Here is a 24,876-nt window from a genome sequence, read left to right on the forward strand (position 1 = left end):
AGAACGACCAGCACGCGGAAGCACGACTCTGCGGCAGCACCGAGTCTCGTCCGGCCAGTTACTGTCGATCAGCCGTGTTTCGACCCATCGAAGTTATGGTTGAGGCCGTGGCATCCCGCGAGGCACTTATCGCAGCTGAGCCTCACTCCCGGCCGAAAATTCGGCCCAAGAGCAGCACGCAGCTCGGTAGATGTGCCGAGCGACAGGCTGCCGAAGCGCACATCGGAAGATGCGCCATGACTTCAGTCGTGCCATGCCCCGTTCAACGGGCGACCGGGATGGGGCCAGCGCTCGGTTGATCGTCTGCTGTGTCGGAGACAGTCGTCCGCCGGGCGGCCGTCTGAGCCCGGTGGTGACCCAGGGGCTGGCACCCTGGTAGGCACGGTCAGCCAGTGCGGGGACGCCTTGGCGTTCGCAGATCCGGATGATTCGGTGGGTGCGGGCCGCGGTGAGGTCGTGGCACCTGCCCGCCAAGACCGGGGAGATCCACAGCACCTGCCCGAACAGGTCGGTCACGACCTGCACGTTCACGCCGTGGCGGCGGTGCTTGTGCGAGTAGTCGGCCCGGCCGTCGCCCACGAGGTCGCACTCGGCGAGGGTCACGTCGAGCAGGACGTACTCCGGTTCGTGCTCGCGCAGGACCTTGAGCAGGCCAGGCGCCTGGGCAGCCAGGAGGTCGATCACCGCGGCGGTATAGGCGTGGGTGGTGCCTACCGAGACCCCGAAGCCGGCGGCTATCTGGGCCAGAGTGTCGTGCTTGCGCAGGTACACCAGAGCGACGAGCGCGCGTTGGTGCGGCAGCAGCTTGCAGCGGCGGTCACCCTCGCGGGTGACGAGGAGCATGGCTACCCACTCGATCAGCGCATGAGGCAGGTCGAGTGCGGCAGGATAGGGAATCAACGAGGCACCTGCGCTGACGAGTTGAGACTTCGAACATCTTCCTCAACGGCACAGGTGCCTCGTGCGTTGCGCCCTCCACGCCGTCACCCCCGTCGGTGACCACCCTGAAAACACTCAGCCAGTGGAGCAGTCGAGGGTAAACCAGGAGCGAGCGCCTGGCGGGCGTATACGGAAGGGCCGGGCCACCCCTGAAGCACTGCGCCTATGATGCTGACTGACCGGACCCTGATTCCTACCGTGCTTGCGATCCGTCCGATTACTGGTGACCGTTTCCATCACTCTTGAAAAGGATGCGATCACTGCCCCGAGGGCCCAACAAAGCATGGGATATTTTTACAACAAGAAGAGGGCGAATGAAGAAAAAAATGAACCCGCCACCTGAGTTGATCACGGAAGCAAGGAATCACCCTAACGGCTGGGTGTACGAAATCGACTCAAGCTTGGTAGCTAACCCTAGCGGATCCGTACCTTCCGCCGCCATAGTTAGGGCCTGGGAGGTAGACAAGGAAGGAAATCTCACAGGATCACACAGAGACAACCCCAAGTACAATAAATAAGAAATTCACCCACCAATCCGCCAACCCGTACGCCTCGAAACCCAGAAAGTAAATCCATTCGAGTCAATACAAGAATCCCAGAATCTAATGCCAAAGAAGTACTCCTGAGCGGTTTTATACCAATTAACTGGATTAACCCCAATCGCGGAAATCTTGCGGCGTGAAACTTGTCGCCAAAATTCGTCTTGCTGCCCAACAGTGGCGATCTTCGAAGCAGGTGCCGGTGAAAGCAATGGGTATACATCGCGAGAAAAGCTTCGCCTATTTTTTGACACGAGATAAATCAGCAAAGCCCCATTCGCATGGTATCCGGGAGAAGGTCTAGCATTAATCCGTGCTCCGTTGCAACAAAGCTGCACGCCCTCCGCTTGCAGCCGTAGACGAGCTGCACGAAGCGCCTCGAATAGATCAGACCCGTCACCTTCGTAAGCATGCCCTTTGGGAGGGACCACGCTTACACGCCAGGGGCTTTCCTCTGAGTAATACACGGCCCACTGCTGCGAACTTTCGCCCGAGACGCATACGGGAATCAGGGATCTTTGCATTACCAAGCCTCCCAAGGCTCCTTAATGTGAACCGCCACGCTGATTCGATCTCCAAGGGAAAGCATAGGGTGCGCAGTCACCGTGATCAAGTTCGTCACAGGAAAATTGACTCGAAGCCTTCCTGCTATTTCGTGTTCGATCGGACCGATAACCCTCATTACAGTGGAGCAGTACCAGGCTAAAACGGACCTGAGCCACGGCAGATGACTCCTCATCCTGCGGCTGCTCGGTGGTCTCCATCTCCGCCAGGACCTCGGCTGCACCAGGAGCATCGGCCCCTGCCGGGGTCAACTCCTCCCCCGGCACGTGTCGCTGTCCGGACAGTGGCTCCGGCTCGGCCGTGGTGCTCTCGTCTCCTTCGACGTCCACCTCGCCTGGCACCCTCGCGGGCAGCAGCGCGAGGACTTCGCCGACTTCCCGCCGCAGTTCGGTCACCGCGCTGACAGCATCGCTCGCGCGCTGGCCCGCGTCTCCTGCAGGGAGGCCTTCGGATCCGCGAGGCCATCGTCCCGCAGCTCGCCGATTTCACCAGCAAAGGCCTTCCGAGCACGGCCCAGTTCACTCACGCGGCCGTCCCGCTCGTCGATCGGCCTCTTCATCTCGTTCTTCGTGTCGATCAGGGTTGTCACGATGCCGTCCCTGCGCACCAAAGCGACATACACCCGTGGAAGGTAGCCAGGCAGATACGTTGAGTAGGTGGTCGAGGTGACAGCACCGTGTACGCCCGTGCTTGGAACTTGGCCGGATTGCGGTACGGACTATCCGAGGCCCCCGCAGGGGACACCTACTGCGGCTTCACGTGACTACGCCGACGCCACACACCAGAACGGACATCCCGTCCCATCCGCGCACTGTCGAAACCTTGATCACATCGACCCCGCCTCCACGCACTCCGCCGGAACTTCCCAGGTCAAGCGACATGGAACGAACGCGCGGCGGCACCAAGTGGCAACGGGGGCGACCGCAGCAACCCCTATCCGCTAGGCTGTCACCGGTCAGTCGACCTTCAGGGTGCCTGCCTGGGAAAGTGTCCCTACAGACCTCTTCCCGGCATCGCCCCAAGGGAGCCTGACCAGGGCGTTTGTCTCAGCCTGCCTAGCATTCCCCACTGGGGTTTCCGGCAACGTTTTCGGCAAGCCCCGGCCTTCGTGGGCCTTGCGGATAATTACGAAGCCGCAGGTCAGGGGCTCGCCTCAGTCAGGCCCGGAAACGCCCCTCCTCTGTTTTGGGAACGCGTGGGGCGTCCTCGCAGGTCAGGCGGGTCACCGTGGGTGACTGTGGGGACTGGTCGCTGAGGCAGTGTTACGGGGACAGTCCCGTAGGCGAGACGGCCGGGTTCGTTGCCGTATCCGATGGGGCCGGCGCGCTCGGTGCGGGTGCCAGATTCGGCTGAGCCGGTGTGCGGCTCCCGTAGCCGGCGCGGGGCCGAAGCGGCGGCGAGGTGTTTCCAGCCGGGTACCTGGTTCTCGCTCGGGGGCCCCGAGCGAGCAGACGAACGACTGGCACCGCGTTCTCTGGAAACAGCCACCCAAGCTCAGGGTGCTCACCGGACCTTGCTCAGTTGATCCCCGCGCTCGCCGCGCGCCGAGCCTATTGCGGATCGTGCTTGCCAAAGCCATGCGCCAGGGCCTTTGCCGCTTCCTCAGTCGCCGCAGCCTCGTCGGGGAGCGGGGCTGTCGCCTTCACAGGGTCTTCATGCGGGCCGTCGTGGTCGCTTCATGCCGCCTGCGCAGGCTTGGAATGCGGATACAGACAGGTCGGCCCACCGGTGACGGGAGGGGTCGGCGGGCACGGACCGCTTGGTGCGTGCCGCGTCATTGAAGGAGCTGGAGATGAAAACGAAGCGGAAGGGTGTCGCGCTCGCGGTGGCGGCGGCCGGAGTGGTCGTGGCGCTCGGCGGCGGTGTCGCGGTGGCGACGGACACCACGGACAGCGGGTCGAGCGTGTCGTGCGCCGACCGGACAGGCCACCAGGGCACCATGCACGGCGGGTTCATGGGGCAGGACGCGCCGATCACGGCGGCGGCCGACTATCTCGGGCTGAGCGACAACGACCTGCGCGCCCAGCTGCAGGCAGGCAAGTCGCTGGCGGATGTCGCCAAGGCCCAGGGCAAGTCGGTGTCCGGCCTCGAGAAGTCGATCGTCGCGGCGGTCAAGGCCAACCTCGACAACAACACCACGCTGACGGCCGACCAGAAGGCGTCGAGGCTGGCACAGGTGAAGGAGCACGTCGACGAGATGGTGAACGCCACCCACACCGCCGGGTCCGGCCCGATGGGCCACGGCATGGGCCAGGGCATGGGCATGAGCGGGATGCGACGGTAACCCTCCCCGGTACCGGGGCGCGGGGCGTGCCGTGCCGGCGGGGCCGGCACGTGGCCTCGGGGATTACCGAGGGGCGTGCGGTCCAGGGCACAAAGAGGCGGGAGGTGGCGGGTTTCGGCCCGCCCTGGCCGTACGCTCGGGCGGAGAGGTGAGCGATGCCGCGGGTACTGGTGGTCGATGACGAGTCAGGCATCCGCACCGTCCTGCGCGGCTATCTGGAGGCGGACGGTTTCGCCGTCACCGAGGCCGGCGACGGCGAGGCGGCGCTGGCCGTGCTGCGCGAAGACCCGCCGGACCTGGTGCTGTTGGACGTGATGCTGCCCGGTATCGACGGTCTTGAGGTGCTGCGCCGGCTGCGCGGCTTCAGCGACGCCTACGTCATCCTGGTGACCGCACGGGCCGAAGAGGTCGACAAGCTGGTCGGGCTCGGGGTGGGGGCCGACGACTATGTGACCAAACCGTTCAGCCCGCGGGAGGTCGCCGCGCGGGTGAAGGCGGTGTTGCGCCGCGACCGCGCGGGGCGTGACCAGGAGCAGACAGCTCTGCGTTTCGCCGGTGTGACCATCGACCTCGCCGGCCGCGAGGTGACGGCGGGCGGCGAGCAGGTGGAGCTGTCCAGCCTGGAGTTCGACCTGTTCGCCGCGCTCGCCAGGGCGCCCGGCCGGGTGTTCTCGCGCTCCCAGCTGCTCGAACGGGTGTGGGGCTACGACTTCTACGGCGACGAACGCGTCGTCGATGTGCACATCCGCAGCCTGCGGGCACGGCTCGGTGACGACGCGGGTGACCCGCACCTGATCGCCACGGTACGGGGCGTGGGCTACAAGTTCGTGGGACACCGGACATGAAGGTACGCCTGCCGTTTCGGCTGTTCCTGTCCCACGCCGGCGTGGCCGTGGTCGGTGCCGGCATCGCCTTCCTCACCGTCCGGCTGCTGGCACCTGAGCTGTTCGACCACCGGGTCGGGATGATGAACGGCATGTCCGGCATGGGCACGTCCAGCCAGATCCGGGCAGGTGTGCACGCCGCGTTCCTGGCCTCACTCAACTCCGCCCTCCTCGTCGGCGTGCTGGCCAGCGTGGTCGCCGCGGCGGCTGTCGCGGCCGTGGTCACCCGCCGCATGCTGCGTCCGCTCGACGCGGTGCGGGCCGCGACCCGTCAGATCGCCGCCGGCCGCTACGAGGTCAACGTGCCGCCGCCCGCCGAGCCGGAACTGTCCGCGCTGGCCGCCGATGTCAACACCCTGGCCCGCGCCCTGGCCGACACGGAAGAGAGGCGAACCCGGCTGCTCGGCGACGTCGCCCACGAAATGCGGACCCCGCTGACCGCGCTGGACGGATATGTCGAAGGGCTCATCGACGGCGTGTTCACCGCGAGCCCGGACACCCTGGCCGAACTCAGCGCGGAGCTGCGCCGGCTGCACCGCCTCGCCGACGACCTGTCCGGCCTCTCCCGCGCCCAGGAGCAGCGCCTGGACCTGCATCCCCTCGACGCGGACCTGGCGGACCTGGCCCGTCGCGCCGCGACGCGGCTGTCCCCCCAGTTCGACGACGCGCACGTCACCCTGGTCATCGCCGCGGACACGGCGCTGCCGGTGCACGTCGACCCCGACCGGATCACGCAGGTGCTCACCAACCTGCTCGGTAACGCCCTGCTCGCCACACCCGCGGGGGGCACGGTCACGATCACCGCGCACGGCTCCGGCAGCCGCGCCGAGGTCAGCGTGACCGACACCGGTGTCGGTCTGGACCGCGCCGACGTCGAGCGCGTCTTCGAACGCTTCTACCGGGTGCCCGGCCGGCCGCGCCGCTCGGCCGGCTCCGGCGTCGGCCTGACCATCGCACGGGGCATCGCGCGGGCGCACGACGGCGACGTCACCGCCTCGTCGCCGGGCCCCGGACAGGGCGCCCGCTTCACCGTCGTCCTGCCGCTGCGCTCCTCCGACGCGCCACGCGGGTAGCGCCGCCGCGAGCCGCACGCTCGCCTCAGGGGATCTCCGGCTCTGTCAGGGCGGGCGGAACATCCGGGGGCGGGTCAGGCAGTGACGGGCTGCGGCTCGGGCTCTGGGGTCGCCAGGCGGCCGGTGCGGTGCAGGCCGTACAAGGCGGCCGCGCAGGCGAGGCCGAGTAGCAACAGTGAGATCCACGACAGTGCGGGCATCCCCACGGGCGACTGACGGCGGCGACGTCGGGCCTCGATACCTGGATCAAGCGGCCGTGGCGAGTGGGGGCCTTCCGCGCCGCGCGCTCGGCTGCGGCGACGCGGTAATCGCCCCCCGCTTGGCGGACCGTGCCGGCGCCGTGGGCGGCCTCGCCGACGACCTCCGTGCCCGGCGCACGTGGGCGCCTGACAGCCGCGTCCTGATGCGTGCGAGCACCCTGGCCCACGCCTCGGAATGCGCTTTGGCCGTGCGTCAAACGGTGACGCCCTGCGAGCGCAGGAACGCGAGGGGGTTGATCGCGGTGCCGAAGTTCGGGCTCGTACGGATCTCGAGGTGCAGGTGGGGACCGCTGGAGTTGCCGGTGTTGCCGGACCGGGCGATGGTCTGCCCGGTCTTCACGGTCTGCCCGGCCTTCACATCGATCCGCGACAGATGCGCGTACTGCGAGTACGTCCCGTTGCCGTGCTTGATCACGATGGCATTGCCGTACGCCGGTCCGTCCCCGCCGCCGTTCGGCCCGGCCTTGACGACGGTACCGCCGCGCACCGCGCCGACCGGGGTACCGAGGGGCACGGCGAAGTCCTGCCCGGAGTGGGTCGACGCCCACCTGCTGCCCGTCTGGGCGTAGCCCGCGGTGAGCTTGTACTTCTTGACCGGGGCGACCCATGAGGGCGCCTTCTTCGCGGCCTTCTTGACGGCTGCGGCCTGCTCGGCGGACTTCTCAGCGGCCTGAGCGGTGGCCGAGCCGGGCAGCGCGGAGGCGGTCTTGCCGGTTTCCGCAGCCACCGCGGTGCCCACGCCGAGCACCGCCGATGCTCCGAGGCCGACGGCTATGACGGCCGCCCGAGTACGGAGCAGGGACGAGCCGGGATTGCGGGAGCGAGTGCGCTGGGACATGTCGGGATTACCTCCGGGCATGAATGGACCCGGCACACAAGCCACATGCCGGGCGGGCCACCCCTTGGTACCCGCGCTCCCTCCATTACTCAAAGGGCCGTTCTACTAGTCAGGGTCGTAGCCGGGCGCTTGGATCCCGACCTCTTCGGCACCTATGACCCCTGTGACCCAATCACACCAAAACGACATCGATCCACCCCCACTGAAGAGGTTTACCCGCACTTCACAAGCGGCACATAACACTCACCAGGCCGCCTTTCCGCCGATCGGGACCCCGAGACCTAGACCGCCACCCAAGCTATGGGATGAAAACACCTCCTTTTACCGCAATCTTCGCTACTACTCCGCCTAGTAGGAGTCAAACCGCCTGTGTGGCACATCACCGGACGGCAAGATCCGAAAACCCTGGAATGTGACGCGCGCTACGCCGATATGCATGGCCGCTAGGCGCCGTCGGCTACGGCCCGGCAGGCGCCGGCCTTGCGGAGCGCTTGAGCTGCAACAGCCGAGGCGGTCCCTGGTCAGCGCCTGCCACACCGCCGACCAGGCACGCCGGGCCGACGGCGATGCCGTCGTCTGCCGCACCATCGAAACCAGCGGCGAACGCGACCGATGAACCGTGACCCGTGAACACGGCAACGCCCCTGCAGACCAGAAAAAGGAACACGGCCGTCGGCCGCTTCCCGCTCGCGGAGTCGATGACCGCAAGAGGGCCGTCAAGCACCCCTCACCTGCCATCGCAAGGGCCCCGGTCCGCCTGTCCAGTGCAGGCGTGGGCACCGCGGCGGTCGTTCCGCCGGGTGCCGCGGCAGCAATCAGCATCGCCTCGCAGGCGGCCCGCGCCTGACGGAAAGCGGCCGCGGCAGCCCGCAGGCCAGGTCCTGCGGCCTTGAGCCCAGGCCATCTGTGCGCCTTCGAGCATTCCCGCTGGACGGCACTCAGGCCCGGCTGACCGCTGCGGCGGTGCACCGGGCCCGAGTCCGTACGCTTGTGCTGTCGGGTGTCAGTCCTCCAGGTTGACCGAACGGGCCGAGGTGGCGCCGATCTCCTGGGCGATCTCGCTGAGAACCTCGGCCGGGACGTCGTTGTCGACGTTCAGCACGACCAGCGCCTTGCCGCCCTCGTCCAGGCGGGAGACCTGCATCCCGGCGATGTTGAGGCCCGACTCGCCGAGGATCCGGCCGACGGTGCCGACGATGCCCGGGCGGTCGGTGTAGCGCAGGAAGACCATGTGGTTGGCGACCGGGACGTCGATGTCGTGCTTACCCGCCGACACGATTTTCTGGATGTGCTTGGGGCCGACAAGGGTGCCGGAGACCGCGACCTCCTCACCATCTGCGAGTGTGCCGCGGACGGTCACCACGTTGCGGTGGTCCGGGGACTTGGAGCTGGTGGTGAGGCGGACCTCGACGCCGCGCTCCTGCGCGAAGAGTGGGGCGTTCACGTAGGACACGGTCTCCTCCACGACGTCCGCGAAGACGCCCTTGAGCGCGGAGAGTTCGAGGACCTTGACATCGTGCTGGATGATCTCGCCGTACACCGCGACGTCGAGCCGGACGGCGACCTCGCCCGCCAGGGCGGTGAAGATCCGGCCGAGCTTTTCGGCGAGCGGCAGCCAGGGCCGTACGTCTTCCGCGATGACGCCGCTCTGCACGTTGACCGCGTCGGGGACCAACTCGCCCGCGAGCGCGAGCCGGACGGAACTGGCGACGGCGATGCCCGCCTTCTCCTGGGCCTCGTCCGTGGAGGCGCCGAGGTGCGGGGTGCACACGACCTGGTCGAACTGGAAGAGCGGGGAGTCCGTGCAGGGCTCCTGCGCGTACACGTCCAGGCCCGCGCCCGCGACCCGGCCTTCCTTCAGGGCGTTGAACAGCGCCTGCTCATCGACGATGCCGCCGCGCGCGGCGTTGACGATCCGGACGTGCGGTTGGACCTTGTGCAGCGCCTCCTCGCCGATCAGACCCACCGTCTCCGGGGTCTTCGGCAGGTGCACGGTGATGAAGTCCGAGACCTCGATCAGCTCGTCCAGTGAGAGCAGCTTGACGCCCATCTGCGCGGCCAGCGCGGGCCGTACGTACGGGTCGTAGGCGACGATCTTCATGCCGAAGGCGGACATGCGCTGGGCGACCAGGACACCGATGCGGCCGAGGCCGACGACGCCGAGGGTCTTCTCGCTCAGCTCCACGCCCGTGTACTTGCCGCGCTTCCACTCGCCGTTCTTCAGGGCGGTGCCGGCCTGCGGGATGTGGCGGGCCGTGGCGATCAGCAGGCCGCAGGCGAGCTCGGCGGCCGTGACGATGTTGGACGTGGGGGCGTTGACGACCATCACGCCGGCCTGGGTGGCGGCGGATACGTCGACGTTGTCCAGTCCGACACCGGCGCGGGCGACGACTTTCAGTTTGCTGGCCGCGGCGATGGCCTCGGCGTCGACCTTGGTCGCGCTGCGCACGAGGATCGCGTCGACGTCGGCGATCGCCTGGATGAGCTCGGCTCGGTCGGCGCCGTTGCAGTGCCGGATCTCAAAGTCGGGTCCGAGTGCGTCGACGGTGGCGGGCGACAGCTCTTCAGCGATCAGTACGGCGGGTTTCGGGCTCACGGTGGTCTTCAGTCCTTACCTGTTGCTTGGCGGACGGCCGTCTCGGCGGCCGAAGGTGGTGGCGACTTGTGACGTGGTTCTGCGGGTGCTGGAGGAGTGCGGTCGGCATGGAGACGTGACGTGCCGCGCCGCGCACGGGGTGACGGCGGCGTGATGCGCGCATACGTCTTGACGGCTGGTGACGTGCCGGGCCAGATGGCCGTGGCACGGGCGGGCGAGCGCCCGGCGGTGCTTGTATCCGTGGGCGCACACGCCGACGCACACGCCCAACCATCGACGTGGGCGTGGCCGGCCGGAGGGGACGGAAACGAACTCGTCCGCCCCCTCCAGCACAGGACGTCGTGCTATGCGTTCGCGGGCTCCGGCTGCGCCTCGCGCACCGGAGGTGCCAGGCGGCCCGTACGGTGCAGCCCGTAGAGGGCTGCCGCGCAGGCGAGGCCGAGTGCGAACAGCGCCACCCACGGCAGCGCGGACATCCCGGCGGCTCGGGCGGCGTCGAGCGCGGCACCCGTCAGCAGGTTTCCGAGGGTGATGCCGATACCGCAGATGGTGTTGTACAGGCCGTAGTGGGTGGCGACGAGGCGGTTGTCGGAGAGGCGGACGATGGTGTCCATCTCGAAGGGGTACGCGATCATCGTGCCGATCGCGAGGAGCAGCGCGGAGAGTGCCGGCGGCACGGCCGCGAGCAGCCACAGCCCCACCCCGCCGTCCGGTACCGGGACCGCGGTGGCCACCAGCAGCGGAACAAACCCCAGCCCCATGGTCAGCAGCCCCCAGGTCAGCGCGCGGCCCGGTTCCATGCGGGCCTTGCACCAGGCGGTCACCTTGGTCTGGAAGAGGATGGTGCTCAGGCCCGAGACGGCGAACAGCAGCGCCACCGCCCCCGTGCCGAAAGTCCCGTCACCGCCCAGGCGCCGTACCTCCAGCGGCAGGGCGAGATAGACCTGGAACTGCATGACGTAGAAGCCGATCATGGCAACCGAGAACAGCAGGAACGGCCGGTTGGACACGATGCCCCGCCACTGGGACAGCACGCCCTCCTGGTCCTGTCCGCGCCCCGCGTCGTCGCCCCGGCGCGCGGGCAGGGCCCGGATCTGGACGACGCTCAGCAGAGCGAAGATCCCGGCCGCGGTAAGGCACGTGACGCGGAAGCTCACCCCGGTCAGCAGCATGCCCACCAACGGGCCGAGCAGGATCCCGGCCTGGTAGAAGACGTTGAACAGCGCGAACGCCTCGACCCGGCGTTCACCCGCGTCCGCCGCGACATAAGCCCGTACGGCCGGGTTGAACAGCGCACCGGCCAGCCCCGTCGCCGCCGAAGCCGCCAGCAGGGCGGGTACGGACTCCACGAGTCCCAGCGTCGCGAAGCCGACGATGCGCAGCACCAGCCCGGCGATGATCATGGGCTTGTAGCCGAGCCGGTCGGCCAGCGTCCCGCCGAGAAGAAACATGCCCTGCTGGCTGAAGTTGCGTACGCCGAGGATCAGCCCGACCAGCCAGCCCGCCAGCCCCACTGGACCTGCCAGATACGCGGCCAGGTACGGCATCAGCATGTAGAAGCCGAGGTTGATGGTGAACTGATTCACCATCAGCAACTGGACACTGCGTTCGTAGGAACGAACCTGGGCGATGGTCGACCTCACCGGTTGCCCTCCGCAAGCGCGTCGCCGCCGTCAAGCTGTTCGGCGGCGCCGCTGTCCACGGACGCCCCGGCTTCCGCGTCGTACGCGTCGAGCGGACCGGCCATCTCGGAGCGCTGCTCCGAGTCGGCCAGCGTGAGCGGGTCCATGACGCTTTCGCACCGCGTCCAGCGGGTGACCTCCTTCTCGTCCAGGCGGCCGATCACCTCCGGTTCGGGTGCGGGCGGGGCGTCGAGCAGGCCGTGGGCGGCGCAGTAGTCGTCGTCGTAGACCGTGCCGAGGTAGCGCTGCGGGCCGTCGGGGAAGATCGCCGCGATCCGGGTGTCCGCGGGCAGGGTGCGGGTCAGCCAGCCGGCGACCATCGCCACCGCGCCGACGCTCCAGCCGCCGGTGGCGTAGTGGGAGGCGGCCAGCCGGCGGCAGCTCCACACCGCCTCGGCCGGGGCGACCCAGTGCACCTCGCTGAAGTTGTCGTAGGCGACATTGCGCGGGTAGATGCTGGAGCCCAGGCCCCGCATCAGGCGGGGGCGCGCGGGCTGGCCGAAGATCGTCGACCCGATGGTGTCGACCCCGACCAGCTTGAGGTCCGGGTAGAGCTGCTGGAGTACGCGGGAGACCCCCGCGGAGTGTCCGCCCGTTCCCACGCTGCACACCAGCACGTCGATGTGGCCGAGCTCCGTGGCCAGTTCGAGGGCGAGCGGGGTGTACGCGGTGGTGTTGTCGGGGTTGTTGTACTGGTCCGGACACCACGAGCCGGGGTGCTGCTCCATCAGCTGGGCGACCCGGTCACGGCGGGCCTGCTGCCAGCCCCCGGTGGGGTGCGGTTCGGAGACGAGGTTGACCTGGGCCCCGTACGCGGTCAGCAGCCGGGTCATGGACATCTCCAGGCCCGGGTCGGTGACCAGGGTGACGGGGTGCCCGTAGACCATGCCGGCCAGGGCGAGACCCAGACCGAGGGTGCCGCTGGTCGACTCGATGATCCTGGCGCCCGGCTGGAGTTCGCCGCGGGCGCGGGCGCGCTCGACCATGTGCAGGCCGGGACGGTCCTTGATGCCGCCGGGGTTGAAGCCCTCCAGTTTCGCCCAGAAGCCGCGGTCCGGCTCGGTGAAGGGCTGGGAGACGTGCAGGAGCGGGGTGTTGCCGACAAGTCCCCGTAGGGCGGAGCCCGAACCGGAGCCGGCGGGAGTGAGGTCACTCTTGGTCATGGAGTGCATGCTGTTTTCGCTCTCATATCGGTATGGACGCGTGCGGATGCTCATCTCGCGCGACGGCCAGGGCGCGCCGCGCGGCGGGGCGACCAGGGCCGACCCGCTGGGTGGCTCCTATATGCGCCACCGGCAGATGGCGGTGAGAGCGGACCGGCCGCCGCTCGGCAGCGGTCTTCGGACGGCTCCAGAGGGCTGGCGCACGGGAGTTGCTGTGGCGTCCGTCAGCGACAGCGCGGTGACGGCTGGCGGCGGGACCCGAGGGGACGACTGGGGCGAGATGGCCTGCGCGAGGCGGGGGCCGTGGCAACGGTCGGGAGACTCGGACGGGTCGAGATTCTCGCCGTCGGAGCCCTCTGCGGGCAGAGGGGCTTCAGCCGGCGCCGCGGCTGAACGAGCGGGCGACTCCGGCGCATGCCCTTGATCGCCGAGGCACGTCAGCAGCACGAACAACAGGGCGTACAACGTGCCCCGGACGAGCAGGCTCTTACGGAGCGGACGTGCGCATAAGGCATGGGCAAGGGAAAGGGCAGGGGTGGGCGGCACAGGTCCTCCGCGCGGCGGTCACTGCCCGTACGGGAACTCTCCCGGTCAAGGCAGGGATCGGTGGGGGGTCGGGGAAGAGGGCCGTCGACCGTCCCCGCGCCACGCTGTGGGGCGCTGTGCGCAGGAGGTCAGACGCCGTGGACCGGTCGCCGGGAGAAGACGTGACGCGGCCTCGGGCCGAGTCCGGAAATCCCTGGAAGGGGCGACCGGTTCGGGAGGCGCTGACCTAGATACGAAGAACCGCGGAGTCCGCCGCTTGGGTTCTCGGGGCCGCGAAGTCCCGTGCCGCGGTGGCGTGACGGGCGGGCGCAGAGCCAGCCGCCCCGTCGCCGTTCTCCGAGTTCAGCGGAGACAGACAGGGCTCCGTTACAGCGGGACCCTGCGAAGGCTGCCCCATCGCACAGTCCGCATCGGCGTGCGGCTGTCCGTGGCCGTCGTGATGGTCCTCCGGCTGCTCGCCCGTCGGCTGCGCCGACGTGGCACTCGCAACGTTTTCGTGTTCGGCAGTTGGCTCGAAATGAGCGCCCGACGCCGAGAGGCCCTTGTCGGAGGCGAGGTGACTCACCGTCGCGTCAGGGCTGACGGCGTGCGTATACAGCAGACCGAAGAGGAACAGGCCCAGCCCCAGCACACGCCACAGAGCCGCTGATGAGCGGCTCCTCGGCATACGAGAAGGAGACCAGGCCGTAATCACGCTGTGATCCTAACCTGATCGCGATGCCCTGGCATGCCGTCTCAGGAGAACATCGCGTGAACCCAGCCACATGACGGCGCGCAGGGGCACCTATTGGGACCAACCGCGCTCACCAGATGGGGAGTTCATCGTTTGCAAACGACTTGTCCGTCACCGCTCGCGGGTCGCGGAGAACAGAAAACGGTGCGGCCGGACGGGTGACGTGCACCGCCAGGCCACACCGTTTCTGTCGCCGCGTCAGCTCTTGCCGAGCATCTTGTTCATCTGCTCGATCTCGACGGTCTGAGCCGTGATCACGTCGTCCGCGAGCTTCACGGCGGGACCGTACTCACCGTTGGCCTTCTCTGTCTTGGCCATCGTGATGGCACCCTCGTGGTGCTCGACCATCATCTCGAGGAACATCTTGTCGAACTCGGCGCCGGAGGCCTTCTCCAGCATGTCCATGTCCTCGCTGCTCATCATGCCGGGCATGTCGGACGACATGTCGCCCATGTCGTGGCCCTCCATGCCGGACATGTCCGCGGGGACCTCCTCGCCCCACGAGGTGAGCCAGCCGGACATGGTCTCGATCTCCGGGTCCTGCGCGCCCTTGATCTTCGTGGCGAGGTCCTTGACCTCCTGCGAGGAGGCGCGGTCGGCGGCCAGGTCGGCCATCTCGACGGCCTGACGGTGGTGCTGGATCATCTCCTCGGCGAAGGAGATGTCCTGGTCGTTGTGGTCGCCGGTCTTGGCCGAGGCGCTCGCGGAGGGGCTGGGGTCGGACCCCATCGAGGACATGTCGTGCCCGCCGCCACAGGCGGACAGGACGAGCGCGGCCGCACCGGCGGTGACGACAAGGGCGGTACGGCGGATGAGCTTGCGGTGTGCAGCCAAGGTTGAGCTCCTGGTTTCGAATGGGTGAAGGGCATGCCGGGGCGCGGCGCCGCATGGGCATGCGGCGCCGCGCGGGCCGCTCTATATCCGCAGGAGCTGGAGTTCAAAGAGTGAGGGCGGGGCGCGACCGCCGTCGGGACCGCTGCCGGCGGGAGACGTACGCGTCTCCTGCGGCTCGGCACACGCCACCACATCGGCCAGCAGCACCGGCACCACGGCCGGAGCCCCGGCGACTGACGCGGAGGCGCAGGTGGGATCGGCATGGTCCGTGTGACCGGTACAGCCGCCTGCGCCGTGATCGCATTCGCCCGGCATCGACGCCATGACGTCCGTGTGTGCGACGACCGCCATCCGCTCGTGCCCGGATGACGCAGCGGCAGCCCCCGGCATCGGTCCGAGACCGTGCATGCCGATCAGACCCAGCAGCACAGCGCACACGAGCAGCCCGAAGGACCGCACCATCGAGTGCGGTCGCATGAGCTGTCCGAGGCGGGTCACGGCGTCATCCTAGGCATGGATCATCAGCCGCTTGCATCCCGGGCGTCACCGGAGCAGACACGGAAACGTGATACCTACCCGGGGTATGACAGCCCCTGAGGGGGAGGCATCGTGCCCGACGTACTGACGACCGAATACCGCGTGTCCCGCATGACAGGCAGCCACTGCGAGAACGCCGTGAAGGAGGAGGTCGCTGCCCTCGAAACCGTCGTCGACGTGCAGGTCGACGTCCCCACGGGCCGCGTCACCGTGACATCCACCACCCCGCTCGACGATGCCCGGATACGCGAGGCGATCGACGAGGCGGGCTACGAACTCACCGGGCGCGTGTGACGTTCCGCCTTCATCCCGAAAGGCTGCCCGAACGGCCGACTACTATGGCCTTGCGTATTCGGTGGCGAAAGGGAGTCAGGCCATGCGGCGGCTGGGGGAACTTGAAGCGGAAATCATGGATCGTCTCTGGACGTGGAACCGTCCGGCGACGGTGCGCGAGATAGTGGATGACATCAACAGGACTCGCCCCGTCGCGTACACCACGGTGATGACGGTCACCAACATCCTGTACGGCAAGGGCTGGCTGCTGCGCGGCAAGCAGGGCCGGGCCTGGCTGTACACCCCGGTGCGCAGCCGCGCGGCGTACGCCGCCGCACTCATGGAGGACGGCTTGGGAGAGAGCAAGGACCGCCCCGCCGCGCTGGTCGCCTTCGTCGAGAACATGTCCGAGGAGGAGCAGGCCGCCCTGCGCAGGGCCCTGCGCAACGCGGGACGCCAGGCGAAGGCAGACTCGTGAACGCGGCGCCCGCCCTGGCCGGCTACACGGCAGCGGTGGGCTTCGCCGCCCCGCGCCTGCTCCTGCGCGCCGCCTGGCCGCACCGGGCCCCGGCCCTGGCGGCGGCGGTGTGGCACGCCCTGGCGGTCTCGTTCTCGATCGCGGCCGCGCTCACCGCGTACAGCCTGGCCATGCCCGCCGAGCACCTGCACGCCGGCCTGGTGGGCCTGCTCCACACCTGCGGGCTGGACGTGGGCACAGGCCAGCCGGACCCCAACACCGCCGATCGCCTGGCCGTCGGCATCCCGGCCGCCATCGGCATCGCCCTCGTCGCGAGCTTCACCTTCCACGTCACGCGGGCCCGGCGAGCGAGGACTCAGCACCGGGAAGCCGTCGACCTGGTGGGCCGCCGCTCGGCCCGGCTCTGTGCCACCGTCCTGCCGTACGACACCCCCGCCGCATACTGCCTGCCCGGTCGCCATCCCCGGATCGTGATCAGCGACGCGGCCGTACGCCGGCTGACACCCGAGCAGCTCGGCGCCGTGCTGGAACACGAGAAGGCCCACATCGCGGGCCGCCACCACTTGGTTCTGGCCGCCGCGGAGGCCTTCTACTCGGTCTTCCGGTGGCTGCCACTGGCCCGCCATGCCCGGGAGCAGACGGCACTGCTGCTGGAGATGATCGCGGACGACCGCGCCCTGCGCAGCCACTCCGACGAGGTGCTGGCCACCGCGATGTACGAGATGGCCGCGGCCCGCACTCCGAAGGGTGCGCTGGCTGCGGGCGGCCCGAACGCCCTGATCCGCCTGAAGCGGGTCCTCGGCCCCCGCAAGGCACCTCACCCCGCCCTGTGGGGTTCCCTCGCCGCAGTGGCCGCGACGGTCCCGCTCCTGCCGCTGCTGGTCGCCTGCCCGCCCGGCCTCGGCTGACCGTTGTGGGCTCGGCTGACCGTTCCGGGTGAGACCTGTGTGACTCGGACTGGCTTGCGATACGTAATACGAAGCTACTAAGTTCTAACCCGCTTGACTGGCCGACGCCGCAGCGCCGGTCCGACGGCCACAGGCCGCCGCTCCGTACACAGACGCGCTAAGGAGTCAGCCCACGATGGCGAAGCACCGTCGGCCGAAGCCGCCCAGCCGTTCCCGGATAGCCACCCTCGGCATGGCGGCCGGCGCGGTCAGCCTCCTGCCGACGCAGAGCCAGGCGGCGCCCAAGCCCACGGTGGACGAGGTGCGCAAGCAGGTGGAGCAGCTCTACGAGGAGGCCGAGGCTCCCACCGAGGAGTACAACGCCGTCCGTGAGAAGCAGGAGAAGCTGCAGCGTGAGGTGGACGGCGCGCAGGACCGCCTGGCCCGCAAGCAGGAGGAGATCAACGAACTGCGCGAGAAGATAGGCCCGTTGGCGGCGGCGCAGTACCGCAGCGGCGGTATCGACCCGAGCGTGGAGCTGTTCCTGTCCGGCGACCCGGACGACTACCTCGACAAGGCCCAGATACTCGACCGTACGGGCGACCGGCAGGCCGACGCCCTGCGTGCGATGCAGAGCAAGCAGCGGGAACTCGCGCAGGAACGGGCGACCGCCCAACAGCGACTGAAGTCCCTGGAGGAGACGCGCGCCAAGGCCGCCGCGAAGAAGGACGAGGTCCAGGGCAAGCTCACCGAAGCCCGCAAGCTGCTGAACAACCTGACCGCCGCCCAGCGCGCCAAGATGGAAGCCGACCAGGAGCGCGACGACGCCTCCGCGGGCGCCAGCGACTCCCCCTCCTCCTACAACGGCCCTGCCAGCGGCCGTGCCAAGACCGCCATCGAGTTCGCGTACGCCCAGCTCGGCAAGCCGTACGAGTGGGGTTCGACCGGCCCCAACTCCTACGACTGCTCGGGCCTGGTGGGCGCGGCCTGGCGCTCGGCGGGTGTCTCCCTGCCCCGCACCGTCAAGCAGATGTACGACGCCGGCCGCAAGGTGGCCAAGTCCGATCTGCAGCCCGGCGACATCATTTACTGGTACAACGACAACCAGCACAACGGCATGTACGTCGGCAATGGCAAGGCCATCCACGCGCCGCGCACCGGCAAGAACATCGAGATCGTCCCGTTGGACTCCATGCCGTTCTTCGCTGCCAGCAGGCCCTGAGCACCAACACCCGCACCGCCCGAGGAACTTTCGTGACCGCACGCCCGGCCGTCCGTACACTGCTCGCCGTCGCGGGCGCCTCGATCGCCTCCCTGGTCCTCGCCGCCTGCGGGGGCGGGGCGTCGGACACGGCTGAGTCGTCGGACACGCCAACATCGTCGGAGGCGCTCTCCCATGTGCACGGTCTGGGCATCGACCCGGCCGACGGCCGCGCGTACGTCGCCACCCACAGCGGCCTGTACACGGTCGCCAAGGGACAGAAGCCCAAGCTCGTCGGCGACAGCAAGGACGACTTCATGGGCTTCACCGTGACAGGGAAGAGCACCCTCCTCGCCAGCGGGCACGGAGCCGAAGGCAGCGACCGTCCGGGCAACGTCGGCCTGATCGAGACCAAGGACGCCGGCCGCACCTGGACGTCCCGGTCGCTGTCCGGGGAGGCAGACTTCCACTCCCTGGACTCGGCCAAGGGCACCGTCTACGGATACGAAGGCGGCCGGATCCGCGTCAGCACCGACCTCAAGACCTGGGACGACCGGGCGACGCTGGAGGCCCTCGACCTCGCGGTGAGCCCCGCCGGGGAGACACTGCTGGCCACCACGGCGGAGGGCGTCGTCACCAGCACCGACGGCGGCCGCGCCTTCGGCAAGGGCGCCGGGCAGGTCCAGGCCTTCCTGTCCTGGCCTTCGGAGAAGTCCCTCTTCGGCATCGGCACGTCCGGGAAGCTGAGCAGCAGCGCGGACGGCGGCAAGACGTGGAAGCAGCTCACGACCGTGCCCGGCGGACAGCCCCAGGCGCTGACCGCCGTCAACGCCGACCACGTCCTCGCCGCGACGATGACCGGCGTGTACGAGTCACGCGACGGCGGCAAGACCTTCACCGAACTCGCGCCGCTGGCCTCCTGAGTTGACGCGCACAGTTGTTGTTCCACTGCGGGACGAATCGCGAAGTGTGGTGCAACAATGCCTAGTTGTGACGATCTCTCCCTCTTCCTCCGCTTCGTCCGCCGTGCTCGGCCTCGACCACGATGCCATCGGCGCCCTCATCCGCCGGTGGCGGGACGACCCCGGCAGCACCTACCGCACGTGGTTCCTGTGGGAGGAGCGCACGAAGAACTTCCGCTCCATCCGGCGCGGGATCGAGCAGATCGTACGGGAGATCGAGGCGGACACCTTCGGGGTCGCCTACAAGGGCTCGTCGCTGGAGACCGTCGTCGGCTCGATCGCGGAGCAGCGGCAGATGTTCAAGGGCGCCGACCACGCCTTCCTGTGGAAGCCGAAGCTGCGCATCCCCGACATCTACGAGGACCGGGAGAACCAGCTCGCGTTCGCCCGGATGCTGGAGACCTGCCGCTGCTGCACCACTGAAGCGCAGGTCCTGGGCGCGATACGAACGCTGGCGGAACGCGGCATCAAGGGGCTCGGCCCGGCGGCGGCCAACCTGCTCTACTTCCTGCACCCCACCATCGCCCCGCCCTTCAACACCGCCATCGTCAACGGCTACAACGCCCTGACCGGCGCGAAGGTCAAACTCGGCAAGTGGGACGAGTACCTCGCGATGCGCGAGGGGATCCTGGCGCTCAACTCCGCCCACCGCAGCCTGCTCTCCAACGACCTGGGCGCGGTCGCCGGGCTCCTCTTCGACCTGGGATCCGGCCGTTACGTCGCCCCGCCGCGCGGCGACGAGGACACGGCCGCGGCCCGCACCGCCTGGCAGGCCGACCTGGAGCAGGTCCGCTCGGACGCGAAGGCCGAGAAGGCCCGCGCCGAGGCCGAGCGGCAGGACGTGTCACACACCGAGGTGCAGGCGTGGCTGCGCGACCTCGGCAGGGCGCTCGGCTTCCAGGTCTGGATCGCCGCCAACGACCGCAACCGCCGGCACGATGGCCAACGGCTCGCGGACGGCTGCCTGATCAAGCTCCCGCCGGAGCTGGCGGGCGGTCCCGCGGGCGAGGCGATCAGCCTCATCGACGTGCTGTGGCTGGAGCCGGAGGGCAAGGTGGCCGCGGCCTTCGAGGTCGAGCACACCACCTCCATCTACTCCGGCATCGTGCGCATGCTCGACCTGGCACTCAGCGGCGACCCCGACGCCGCGCACGGCATGTACCTGGTCGCACCCGACAAACGCGAGGACGAGGTCCGCGCCCAGATCCGGCGGCCCGCCTTCAGCCGGGTCGCCGACCTGAAGGTGCGGTACCTGCCCTACGGCGAGCTCCAGGCCAACCGGGAAGCGATCATGCGGTTCGGCCGGGGCCTGCATCCCATCGAGGCCCTGGCCCGCAACCTGAGCTGAGGCGGTTCGGCGATGCCGTACTCGCCGAGCGCCCCGGAGAGTCAAGATTCCGTCATGTGGCACGAGTGACTGAGCAGGCCGGAGCTACTCGACGTACTAAGGGAGTAAGTAGAAGAAGCTCCCGGCGAAGGGAAACTCCGTGATCCGGCAACGCATCGTCCTCGCTACGGCGGCAGGGCTCGCCTCGACGCTCCTGCTGGCGGCGTGCGGCAGCTCGACGGACAACGCCTCCGATACGAGCCCGGGCAACTCCGCCTCGGCCGCGTCGGATCCCGCGGCCTCCGCCCCGGCCGACAGCGGCAACTCCGGCGGCGAGGGCATGGTCACGACCACCATGGTGATGGCCAAGGAGATGAAGGGCATGGGGAGCATGGTCACCGACGACGACGGGATGACGCTCTACCTCTCCCACAAGGACCAGTCGGACCCGTCCATGTCGATGTGCACTGGTGACTGCACGAAGACCTGGATGCCGGTCATGGCGCAGGACTCCGTCCAGACGATGGGCGTGGAGAAGAGCCTCCTCGGCACCGTCGACCGCTCGGACGGCATGAAGCAGCTCACGCTCGGCGGGTGGCCGCTGTACCGCTACATGGGCGACACGAAGGCCGGGCAGATGAACGGCCAGGCCAAGGACGACAAGTGGTTCGCCGTCACGCCCGCCGGCAAGAAGGCGTCCATGACGGGCACGGAGGGCACCACGGGCACGGAGGACACCACGGGTGGTATGGAAGACATGGAGGGCATGGAGGGCATGGGGAGCTGAGCCGAGTTGTGCAGCCGTGGGGCTGCCCTGGCACGGCCGTGCCAGCGAACCGTCAGACGGCCGCCGGGTCCTCCTGGACAGCGAGCCGCTGCCGCGCCCGTGACTCGCTCTGTCTGCGCCACCCGTAACGGGTCAGCCCCTTCGGCTTGTACACCGACAGCGTCACCGCGACGATCAGCACGAGGAGGGCTGCGGCGGCGTCGGCCAGCAGCTGGACCCTCATGCCCACGAGGTCACCGCCGGCAAGCGGCGCCCGGGCTGCGACATCGGCGACGTGGCCGGCCACCTGCATGTGCACCAGCAGAAGAACGGTCGCGACAACGGTGATCAACAGCTTGAACAGGACCCAGTAGTGGCGGAACAGGCCCCACGAGGAACCCAGGGCCTGGACAATCCCAGTGAGCAGTGAGGCGAGGCTCAACGGGGCCAGGACCATCCAGCCGGTCAGCTCCATCGCGAGGTAAGCACCGCGCACCGTCTGGTCGTTCTGACTGGTCAGACCCGCGACGGCGAGGGCGAGGAAGACGACGACGGCGCCGAGCCAGCCGACCGATGACGTGACGTGCGCGGTGAGCGCGAACTTGCGAAGGCGAGGGTTCATGGTCATCGCGATCAGTGGTTCCCCATGCTGCCGCCGAGCACGTGCATGAGCACGAACGCCACGAGCAGGGCGGCACCGGCGGCGATCGCGAGCGTCTTCGCCCAGCGCGGCATGCCGGGATGCGCCGCGGGACCGGGCCCATGGCCGACGGCGTCGGGGCGAGAAGGTGAGTCAGCCATGTGCGTGTCCCTCACGGTGCGTGGATGTCATGCGGTTCGCGGCAGCCGCAGTTTACGAGACACGATGTCTACGGTGTCAACCAGGGCGTATCGACCGCGCCGCCACGTACACTGATGCGGTGCCGAAGCTGTGGAACGAGACGATCGAGGCGCACCGCCGTGCGGTGCGCGAAGCGATCCTGAACACCACCGCGGAGCTGGCCGCCGAGCACGGCCTGCGGTCGGTGACGATGTCGCAGATCGCCGAGAAGGCCGGCATCGGCCGGGCCACGCTGTACAAGTACTTCCCGGACGTCGAGGCGATCCTGCTCGCGTGGCACGACCGCCAGATCACCGAACACCTGGGACAGCTCGCGGAGGTCCGCGACCAGACCGATGGAGCCGGCGACCAGCTCGAGGCGGTCCTGCGGGCGTTCGCTCACATCTCACGCCAGTCCCGCGGGCACCAGGGCACCGAACTCTCGGCGTTCCTTCACCGAGACGAGCGCGTCGTGCGAGCGCAGCAGCAGCTCCACAACATGATCCGGGACCTGCTGGCCGAGGGCGCGCGGATCGGCGTCTTCCGTGACGACATCGCGCCCGATGAGCTGGCGACGTACTGCCTCCACGCCCTCACGGCCGCTGCCGCCCTGCCCTCCGAAGCCGCAGCCGACCGGCTCGTCACGGTGACCCTGTCCGGGCTGCACGACGGGCGCTCCATGCCGACCGACCGGCGGCCGACGAGCCGGCACGAGCACCATGGCCGCCCCGCAGGGCACTCGGGCCACTGACTCTCCCCTCCCCCCTCTTCCCGCGACTCCGCATCAGCCTGGGCAGCAGCCTCGGGCAAGTTATTGCAATCTCTTTGCACCTAACTACTAAGCGCCATAGAGAATGGGGTGCGTTGCAAGCACGACCCGGATCAAGGACACCACCATGACCGTTGCGCCCCACTCCCAGCCCGGCCTCGTCCGGCGCGTACGTGGAGCACTCACCCCGCGTGAATGGGCCCGGGCCGGCGGACTGGCCGCCGCGATCCTCGCCCTGCATGTCATCGGCTGGGGCACGCTGCTGTTCGTCGTCGTCCCCCAGCACTTCGTCCTGGGCAGCCAGGGCGCGTTCGGCATCGGCCTCGGCGTCACCGCGTACGTGCTCGGCATGCGGCACGCCTTCGACGCGGACCACATCGCCGCGATCGACAACACCACCCGCAAGCTGATCTCCGACGGCCAGCGCCCTCTGTCCGTGGGCTTCTGGTTCTCCCTCGGGCACTCCACGGTCGTCTTCCTGCTCGCCCTGCTCTTCGCGCTCGGCGTGCGCTCCCTCGCCGGACCGGTGCAGGACGACAGCTCCGCGCTGCAACAGACGCTCGGCCTCATCGGCACCTCGGTCTCCGGCGTCTTCCTCTACGTCATCGCGGCCTTCAACCTCGTCGCGCTGATCGGCATCCTGCGCGTCTTCCGCCGGATGCGGGCCGGTCGCCACACCGAGGCCGACCTGGAGGCACAGCTCACCGCCGGCGGCGGGCTGATGAGCCGCATCCTGGGCCGTGCGACGCGAGCCGTCGGCAAGCCCTGGCACATGTACCCGCTGGGCTTTCTCTTCGGCCTCGGCTTCGACACCGCCACCGAGGTCTCACTCCTCTTCCTGGCGGCGGGCGCGGCCGGCGCCGGCATCCCCTGGTACGCGATCCTCTGCCTGCCGGTGCTGTTCGCGGCCGGGATGAGCCTGCTCGACACGATCGACGGCTCGTTCATGAACTTCGCGTACTCCTGGGCCTTCTCCAACCCGGTCCGCAAGGTCTTCTACAACATCACCATCACCGGCCTGTCAGTCGCCGCCGCCCTCCTCATCGGCACCGTCGAACTCCTGTCGATCGCCGCTGAAAAACTCTCCCTGCACGGCGCGTTCTGGGACTGGGTCGGCGGCATCGACCTCAACGCCGTCGGCTATGCCGTCGTCCTCCTCTTCGTCGTCACCTGGGCCGCCGCGCTGCTGATCTGGCGCTACGGCCGCATCGAGGAGAAGTGGGCACTCAGGCCACGCATCGCGGAAGAGGACTGATCGACTCCGCGCAGAGGGAGAATGCACACTGGCGCCGACGACGACTGAGGCGCACCCTCTGCTCCCATGATTCTGGATCCTTCCGTCTACGTGGTCGTCCAGACCTACGTGCACGCCGTTGACACAGCGCTCCCGGGGCTGGTCCAAGGCCTCTACCTCGTGGGCTCCGTGGCGCTGCACGACTTCCACCCCGGGGCCAGCGACAGCGCGCGTTCGTACGAGTGCACCACTGCTGGCTGGCCAGGCGTCGTCGCTGTAGGCGTCGAGGTGGGCTGCGTCGATGCCGGGCCGCAGGACCCGAAGCGCCTCGCGATGAACATGCGCGACGTCCGCAGGGCTCAATACACCGTCCACGAGTACGAGTTCGCGGTCAGAGCCGCGGTCCTGGTCGATCACACGCATGACCTTCCCACACGCAGTGCCTCAATTCCCTGGAGGAGGGCTGCTGCCACGGCATGATCTTGGTCAGACACCACCTGGTAGACCACCAGACGTTCGGAGCCGACATCGTCCGGACCGGCACCGAGTCATGCTGCCTCGCTCGGGCTCCGGCTTGAATCCGCCGCCGATGAGATCGCCTTCTTCCCCCTGGGGAGGCAACGTCTCGCCGAGCTGCCTGGCGGCACCGATCCATACGGGCCTGGGGGCGAAGACATGCCGAATAGC

General features: G+C 68.6%; 23 protein-coding genes. 13 read left to right on the plus strand and 10 right to left on the minus strand.

Annotated elements, in window-relative coordinates:
• Window positions 1-126: 126 nt before the first annotated feature.
• Both IG90_RS0101985 and IG90_RS0101990 read right to left on the minus strand, forming a co-directional pair.
• Window positions 127-900 (minus strand): transposase family protein, encoded by a 774-nt coding sequence (locus IG90_RS0101985; RefSeq protein ID WP_411572606.1) that lies wholly within the window; start codon window positions 898-900, stop codon window positions 127-129.
• Between the two features lie 1,533 nt (window positions 901-2,433).
• Window positions 2,434-2,631 (minus strand): hypothetical protein, encoded by a 198-nt coding sequence (locus IG90_RS0101990; RefSeq protein ID WP_124266099.1) that lies wholly within the window; start codon window positions 2,629-2,631, stop codon window positions 2,434-2,436.
• 1,203 nt (window positions 2,632-3,834) lie between these two features.
• Between IG90_RS0101990 and IG90_RS40555 the strand changes: the two genes are divergently transcribed.
• The 3 genes from IG90_RS40555 (at window position 3,835) to IG90_RS0102005 (ending at window position 6,283) form a co-directional block, all read left to right on the plus strand.
• Entirely contained in the window at window positions 3,835-4,326 is a 492-nt protein-coding gene (locus tag IG90_RS40555; protein WP_030576456.1) for a hypothetical protein, read from the plus strand.
• Between the two features lie 155 nt (window positions 4,327-4,481).
• On the plus strand, window positions 4,482-5,171 hold the full coding sequence (locus IG90_RS0102000; protein ID WP_030576459.1) for a response regulator transcription factor: 690 nt from the start codon (window positions 4,482-4,484) through the stop codon (window positions 5,169-5,171).
• Complete coding sequence (locus IG90_RS0102005; protein WP_033893517.1) at window positions 5,168-6,283, plus strand: sensor histidine kinase; 1,116 nt, start codon at window positions 5,168-5,170, stop codon at window positions 6,281-6,283. The genes IG90_RS0102000 and IG90_RS0102005 overlap by 4 nt, the downstream gene beginning before the upstream one ends.
• 453 nt (window positions 6,284-6,736) lie before the next feature.
• Here the strand turns inward: IG90_RS0102005 and IG90_RS0102015 are convergent, their stop codons facing one another.
• The 6 genes from IG90_RS0102015 to IG90_RS0102045 form a co-directional block, all read right to left on the minus strand.
• Complete coding sequence (locus IG90_RS0102015; protein ID WP_030576466.1) at window positions 6,737-7,381, minus strand: M23 family metallopeptidase; 645 nt, start codon at window positions 7,379-7,381, stop codon at window positions 6,737-6,739.
• A gap of 1,003 nt (window positions 7,382-8,384) precedes the next feature.
• Window positions 8,385-9,977 (minus strand): phosphoglycerate dehydrogenase, encoded by a 1,593-nt coding sequence (serA, locus tag IG90_RS0102020; protein ID WP_030576469.1) that lies wholly within the window; start codon window positions 9,975-9,977, stop codon window positions 8,385-8,387.
• 344 nt (window positions 9,978-10,321) lie between these two features.
• Window positions 10,322-11,620: an MDR family MFS transporter gene (locus tag IG90_RS0102025; protein WP_030576472.1), complete on the minus strand. Its 1,299-nt coding sequence runs from the start codon at window positions 11,618-11,620 to the stop codon at window positions 10,322-10,324.
• Window positions 11,617-12,831: a PLP-dependent cysteine synthase family protein gene (locus tag IG90_RS0102030; RefSeq protein ID WP_030576475.1), complete on the minus strand. Its 1,215-nt coding sequence runs from the start codon at window positions 12,829-12,831 to the stop codon at window positions 11,617-11,619. The genes IG90_RS0102025 and IG90_RS0102030 overlap by 4 nt, the downstream gene beginning before the upstream one ends.
• Before the next feature lie 1,468 nt (window positions 12,832-14,299).
• On the minus strand, window positions 14,300-14,935 hold the full coding sequence (locus IG90_RS0102040; RefSeq protein ID WP_030576481.1) for a DUF305 domain-containing protein: 636 nt from the start codon (window positions 14,933-14,935) through the stop codon (window positions 14,300-14,302).
• Between the two features lie 81 nt (window positions 14,936-15,016).
• A complete protein-coding gene (locus IG90_RS0102045; RefSeq protein WP_030576484.1) occupies window positions 15,017-15,433 on the minus strand; it encodes a DUF6153 family protein in 417 nt (138 codons plus the stop codon).
• Window positions 15,434-15,544: 111 nt separating this feature from the next.
• Here IG90_RS0102045 and IG90_RS0102050 point away from each other — a divergent pair, with 111 nt between their 5' ends.
• The 7 genes from IG90_RS0102050 (at window position 15,545) to IG90_RS41320 (ending at window position 21,387) form a co-directional block, all read left to right on the plus strand.
• Entirely contained in the window at window positions 15,545-15,766 is a 222-nt protein-coding gene (locus IG90_RS0102050) for a heavy-metal-associated domain-containing protein (RefSeq protein ID WP_030576488.1), read from the plus strand.
• Window positions 15,767-15,848: 82 nt separating this feature from the next.
• Window positions 15,849-16,223: a BlaI/MecI/CopY family transcriptional regulator gene (locus IG90_RS0102055; protein ID WP_030576491.1), complete on the plus strand. Its 375-nt coding sequence runs from the start codon at window positions 15,849-15,851 to the stop codon at window positions 16,221-16,223.
• On the plus strand, window positions 16,220-17,131 hold the full coding sequence (locus tag IG90_RS0102060; protein WP_030576493.1) for a M56 family metallopeptidase: 912 nt from the start codon (window positions 16,220-16,222) through the stop codon (window positions 17,129-17,131). The genes IG90_RS0102055 and IG90_RS0102060 overlap by 4 nt, the downstream gene beginning before the upstream one ends.
• Before the next feature lie 175 nt (window positions 17,132-17,306).
• Window positions 17,307-18,332, plus strand: a complete 1,026-nt coding sequence (locus tag IG90_RS0102065) for a C40 family peptidase (RefSeq protein WP_030576496.1) — start codon at window positions 17,307-17,309, stop codon at window positions 18,330-18,332.
• Window positions 18,333-18,364: 32 nt separating this feature from the next.
• Window positions 18,365-19,234, plus strand: coding sequence for a F510_1955 family glycosylhydrolase (locus IG90_RS0102070; protein ID WP_030576499.1), 870 nt, complete (start codon window positions 18,365-18,367; stop codon window positions 19,232-19,234).
• A 67-nt stretch (window positions 19,235-19,301) separates the two neighbouring features.
• Entirely contained in the window at window positions 19,302-20,621 is a 1,320-nt protein-coding gene (locus IG90_RS0102075) for a type II restriction endonuclease (RefSeq protein ID WP_209443536.1), read from the plus strand.
• 139 nt (window positions 20,622-20,760) lie between these two features.
• Window positions 20,761-21,387 (plus strand): hypothetical protein, encoded by a 627-nt coding sequence (locus tag IG90_RS41320; protein ID WP_078585147.1) that lies wholly within the window; start codon window positions 20,761-20,763, stop codon window positions 21,385-21,387.
• A 52-nt stretch (window positions 21,388-21,439) separates the two neighbouring features.
• Here the strand turns inward: IG90_RS41320 and IG90_RS0102085 are convergent, their stop codons facing one another.
• Window positions 21,440-21,994: a hypothetical protein gene (locus tag IG90_RS0102085; protein ID WP_030576509.1), complete on the minus strand. Its 555-nt coding sequence runs from the start codon at window positions 21,992-21,994 to the stop codon at window positions 21,440-21,442.
• 5 nt (window positions 21,995-21,999) lie between these two features.
• On the minus strand, window positions 22,000-22,167 hold the full coding sequence (locus IG90_RS44175; protein ID WP_157846273.1) for a hypothetical protein: 168 nt from the start codon (window positions 22,165-22,167) through the stop codon (window positions 22,000-22,002).
• A gap of 119 nt (window positions 22,168-22,286) precedes the next feature.
• Between IG90_RS44175 and IG90_RS0102095 the strand changes: the two genes are divergently transcribed.
• The 3 genes from IG90_RS0102095 (at window position 22,287) to IG90_RS0102105 (ending at window position 24,669) form a co-directional block, all read left to right on the plus strand.
• The gene (locus IG90_RS0102095; protein ID WP_033893520.1) at window positions 22,287-22,937 is read left to right on the plus strand and encodes a TetR/AcrR family transcriptional regulator; all 651 of its coding nucleotides are present in this window, start codon (window positions 22,287-22,289) and stop codon (window positions 22,935-22,937) included.
• 145 nt (window positions 22,938-23,082) lie between these two features.
• The gene (gene nicT / locus IG90_RS0102100) at window positions 23,083-24,210 is read left to right on the plus strand and encodes a Nickel transporter NicT (RefSeq protein WP_030576515.1); all 1,128 of its coding nucleotides are present in this window, start codon (window positions 23,083-23,085) and stop codon (window positions 24,208-24,210) included.
• 66 nt (window positions 24,211-24,276) lie between these two features.
• The gene (locus IG90_RS0102105; protein ID WP_030576518.1) at window positions 24,277-24,669 is read left to right on the plus strand and encodes a hypothetical protein; all 393 of its coding nucleotides are present in this window, start codon (window positions 24,277-24,279) and stop codon (window positions 24,667-24,669) included.
• The last annotated feature ends 207 nt before the right edge of the window (window positions 24,670-24,876 follow it).

It is taken from the genome of Streptomyces anulatus (assembly GCF_000721175.1).
Taxonomy (GTDB): Bacteria; Actinomycetota; Actinomycetes; order Streptomycetales; family Streptomycetaceae; genus Streptomyces; species Streptomyces anulatus_C.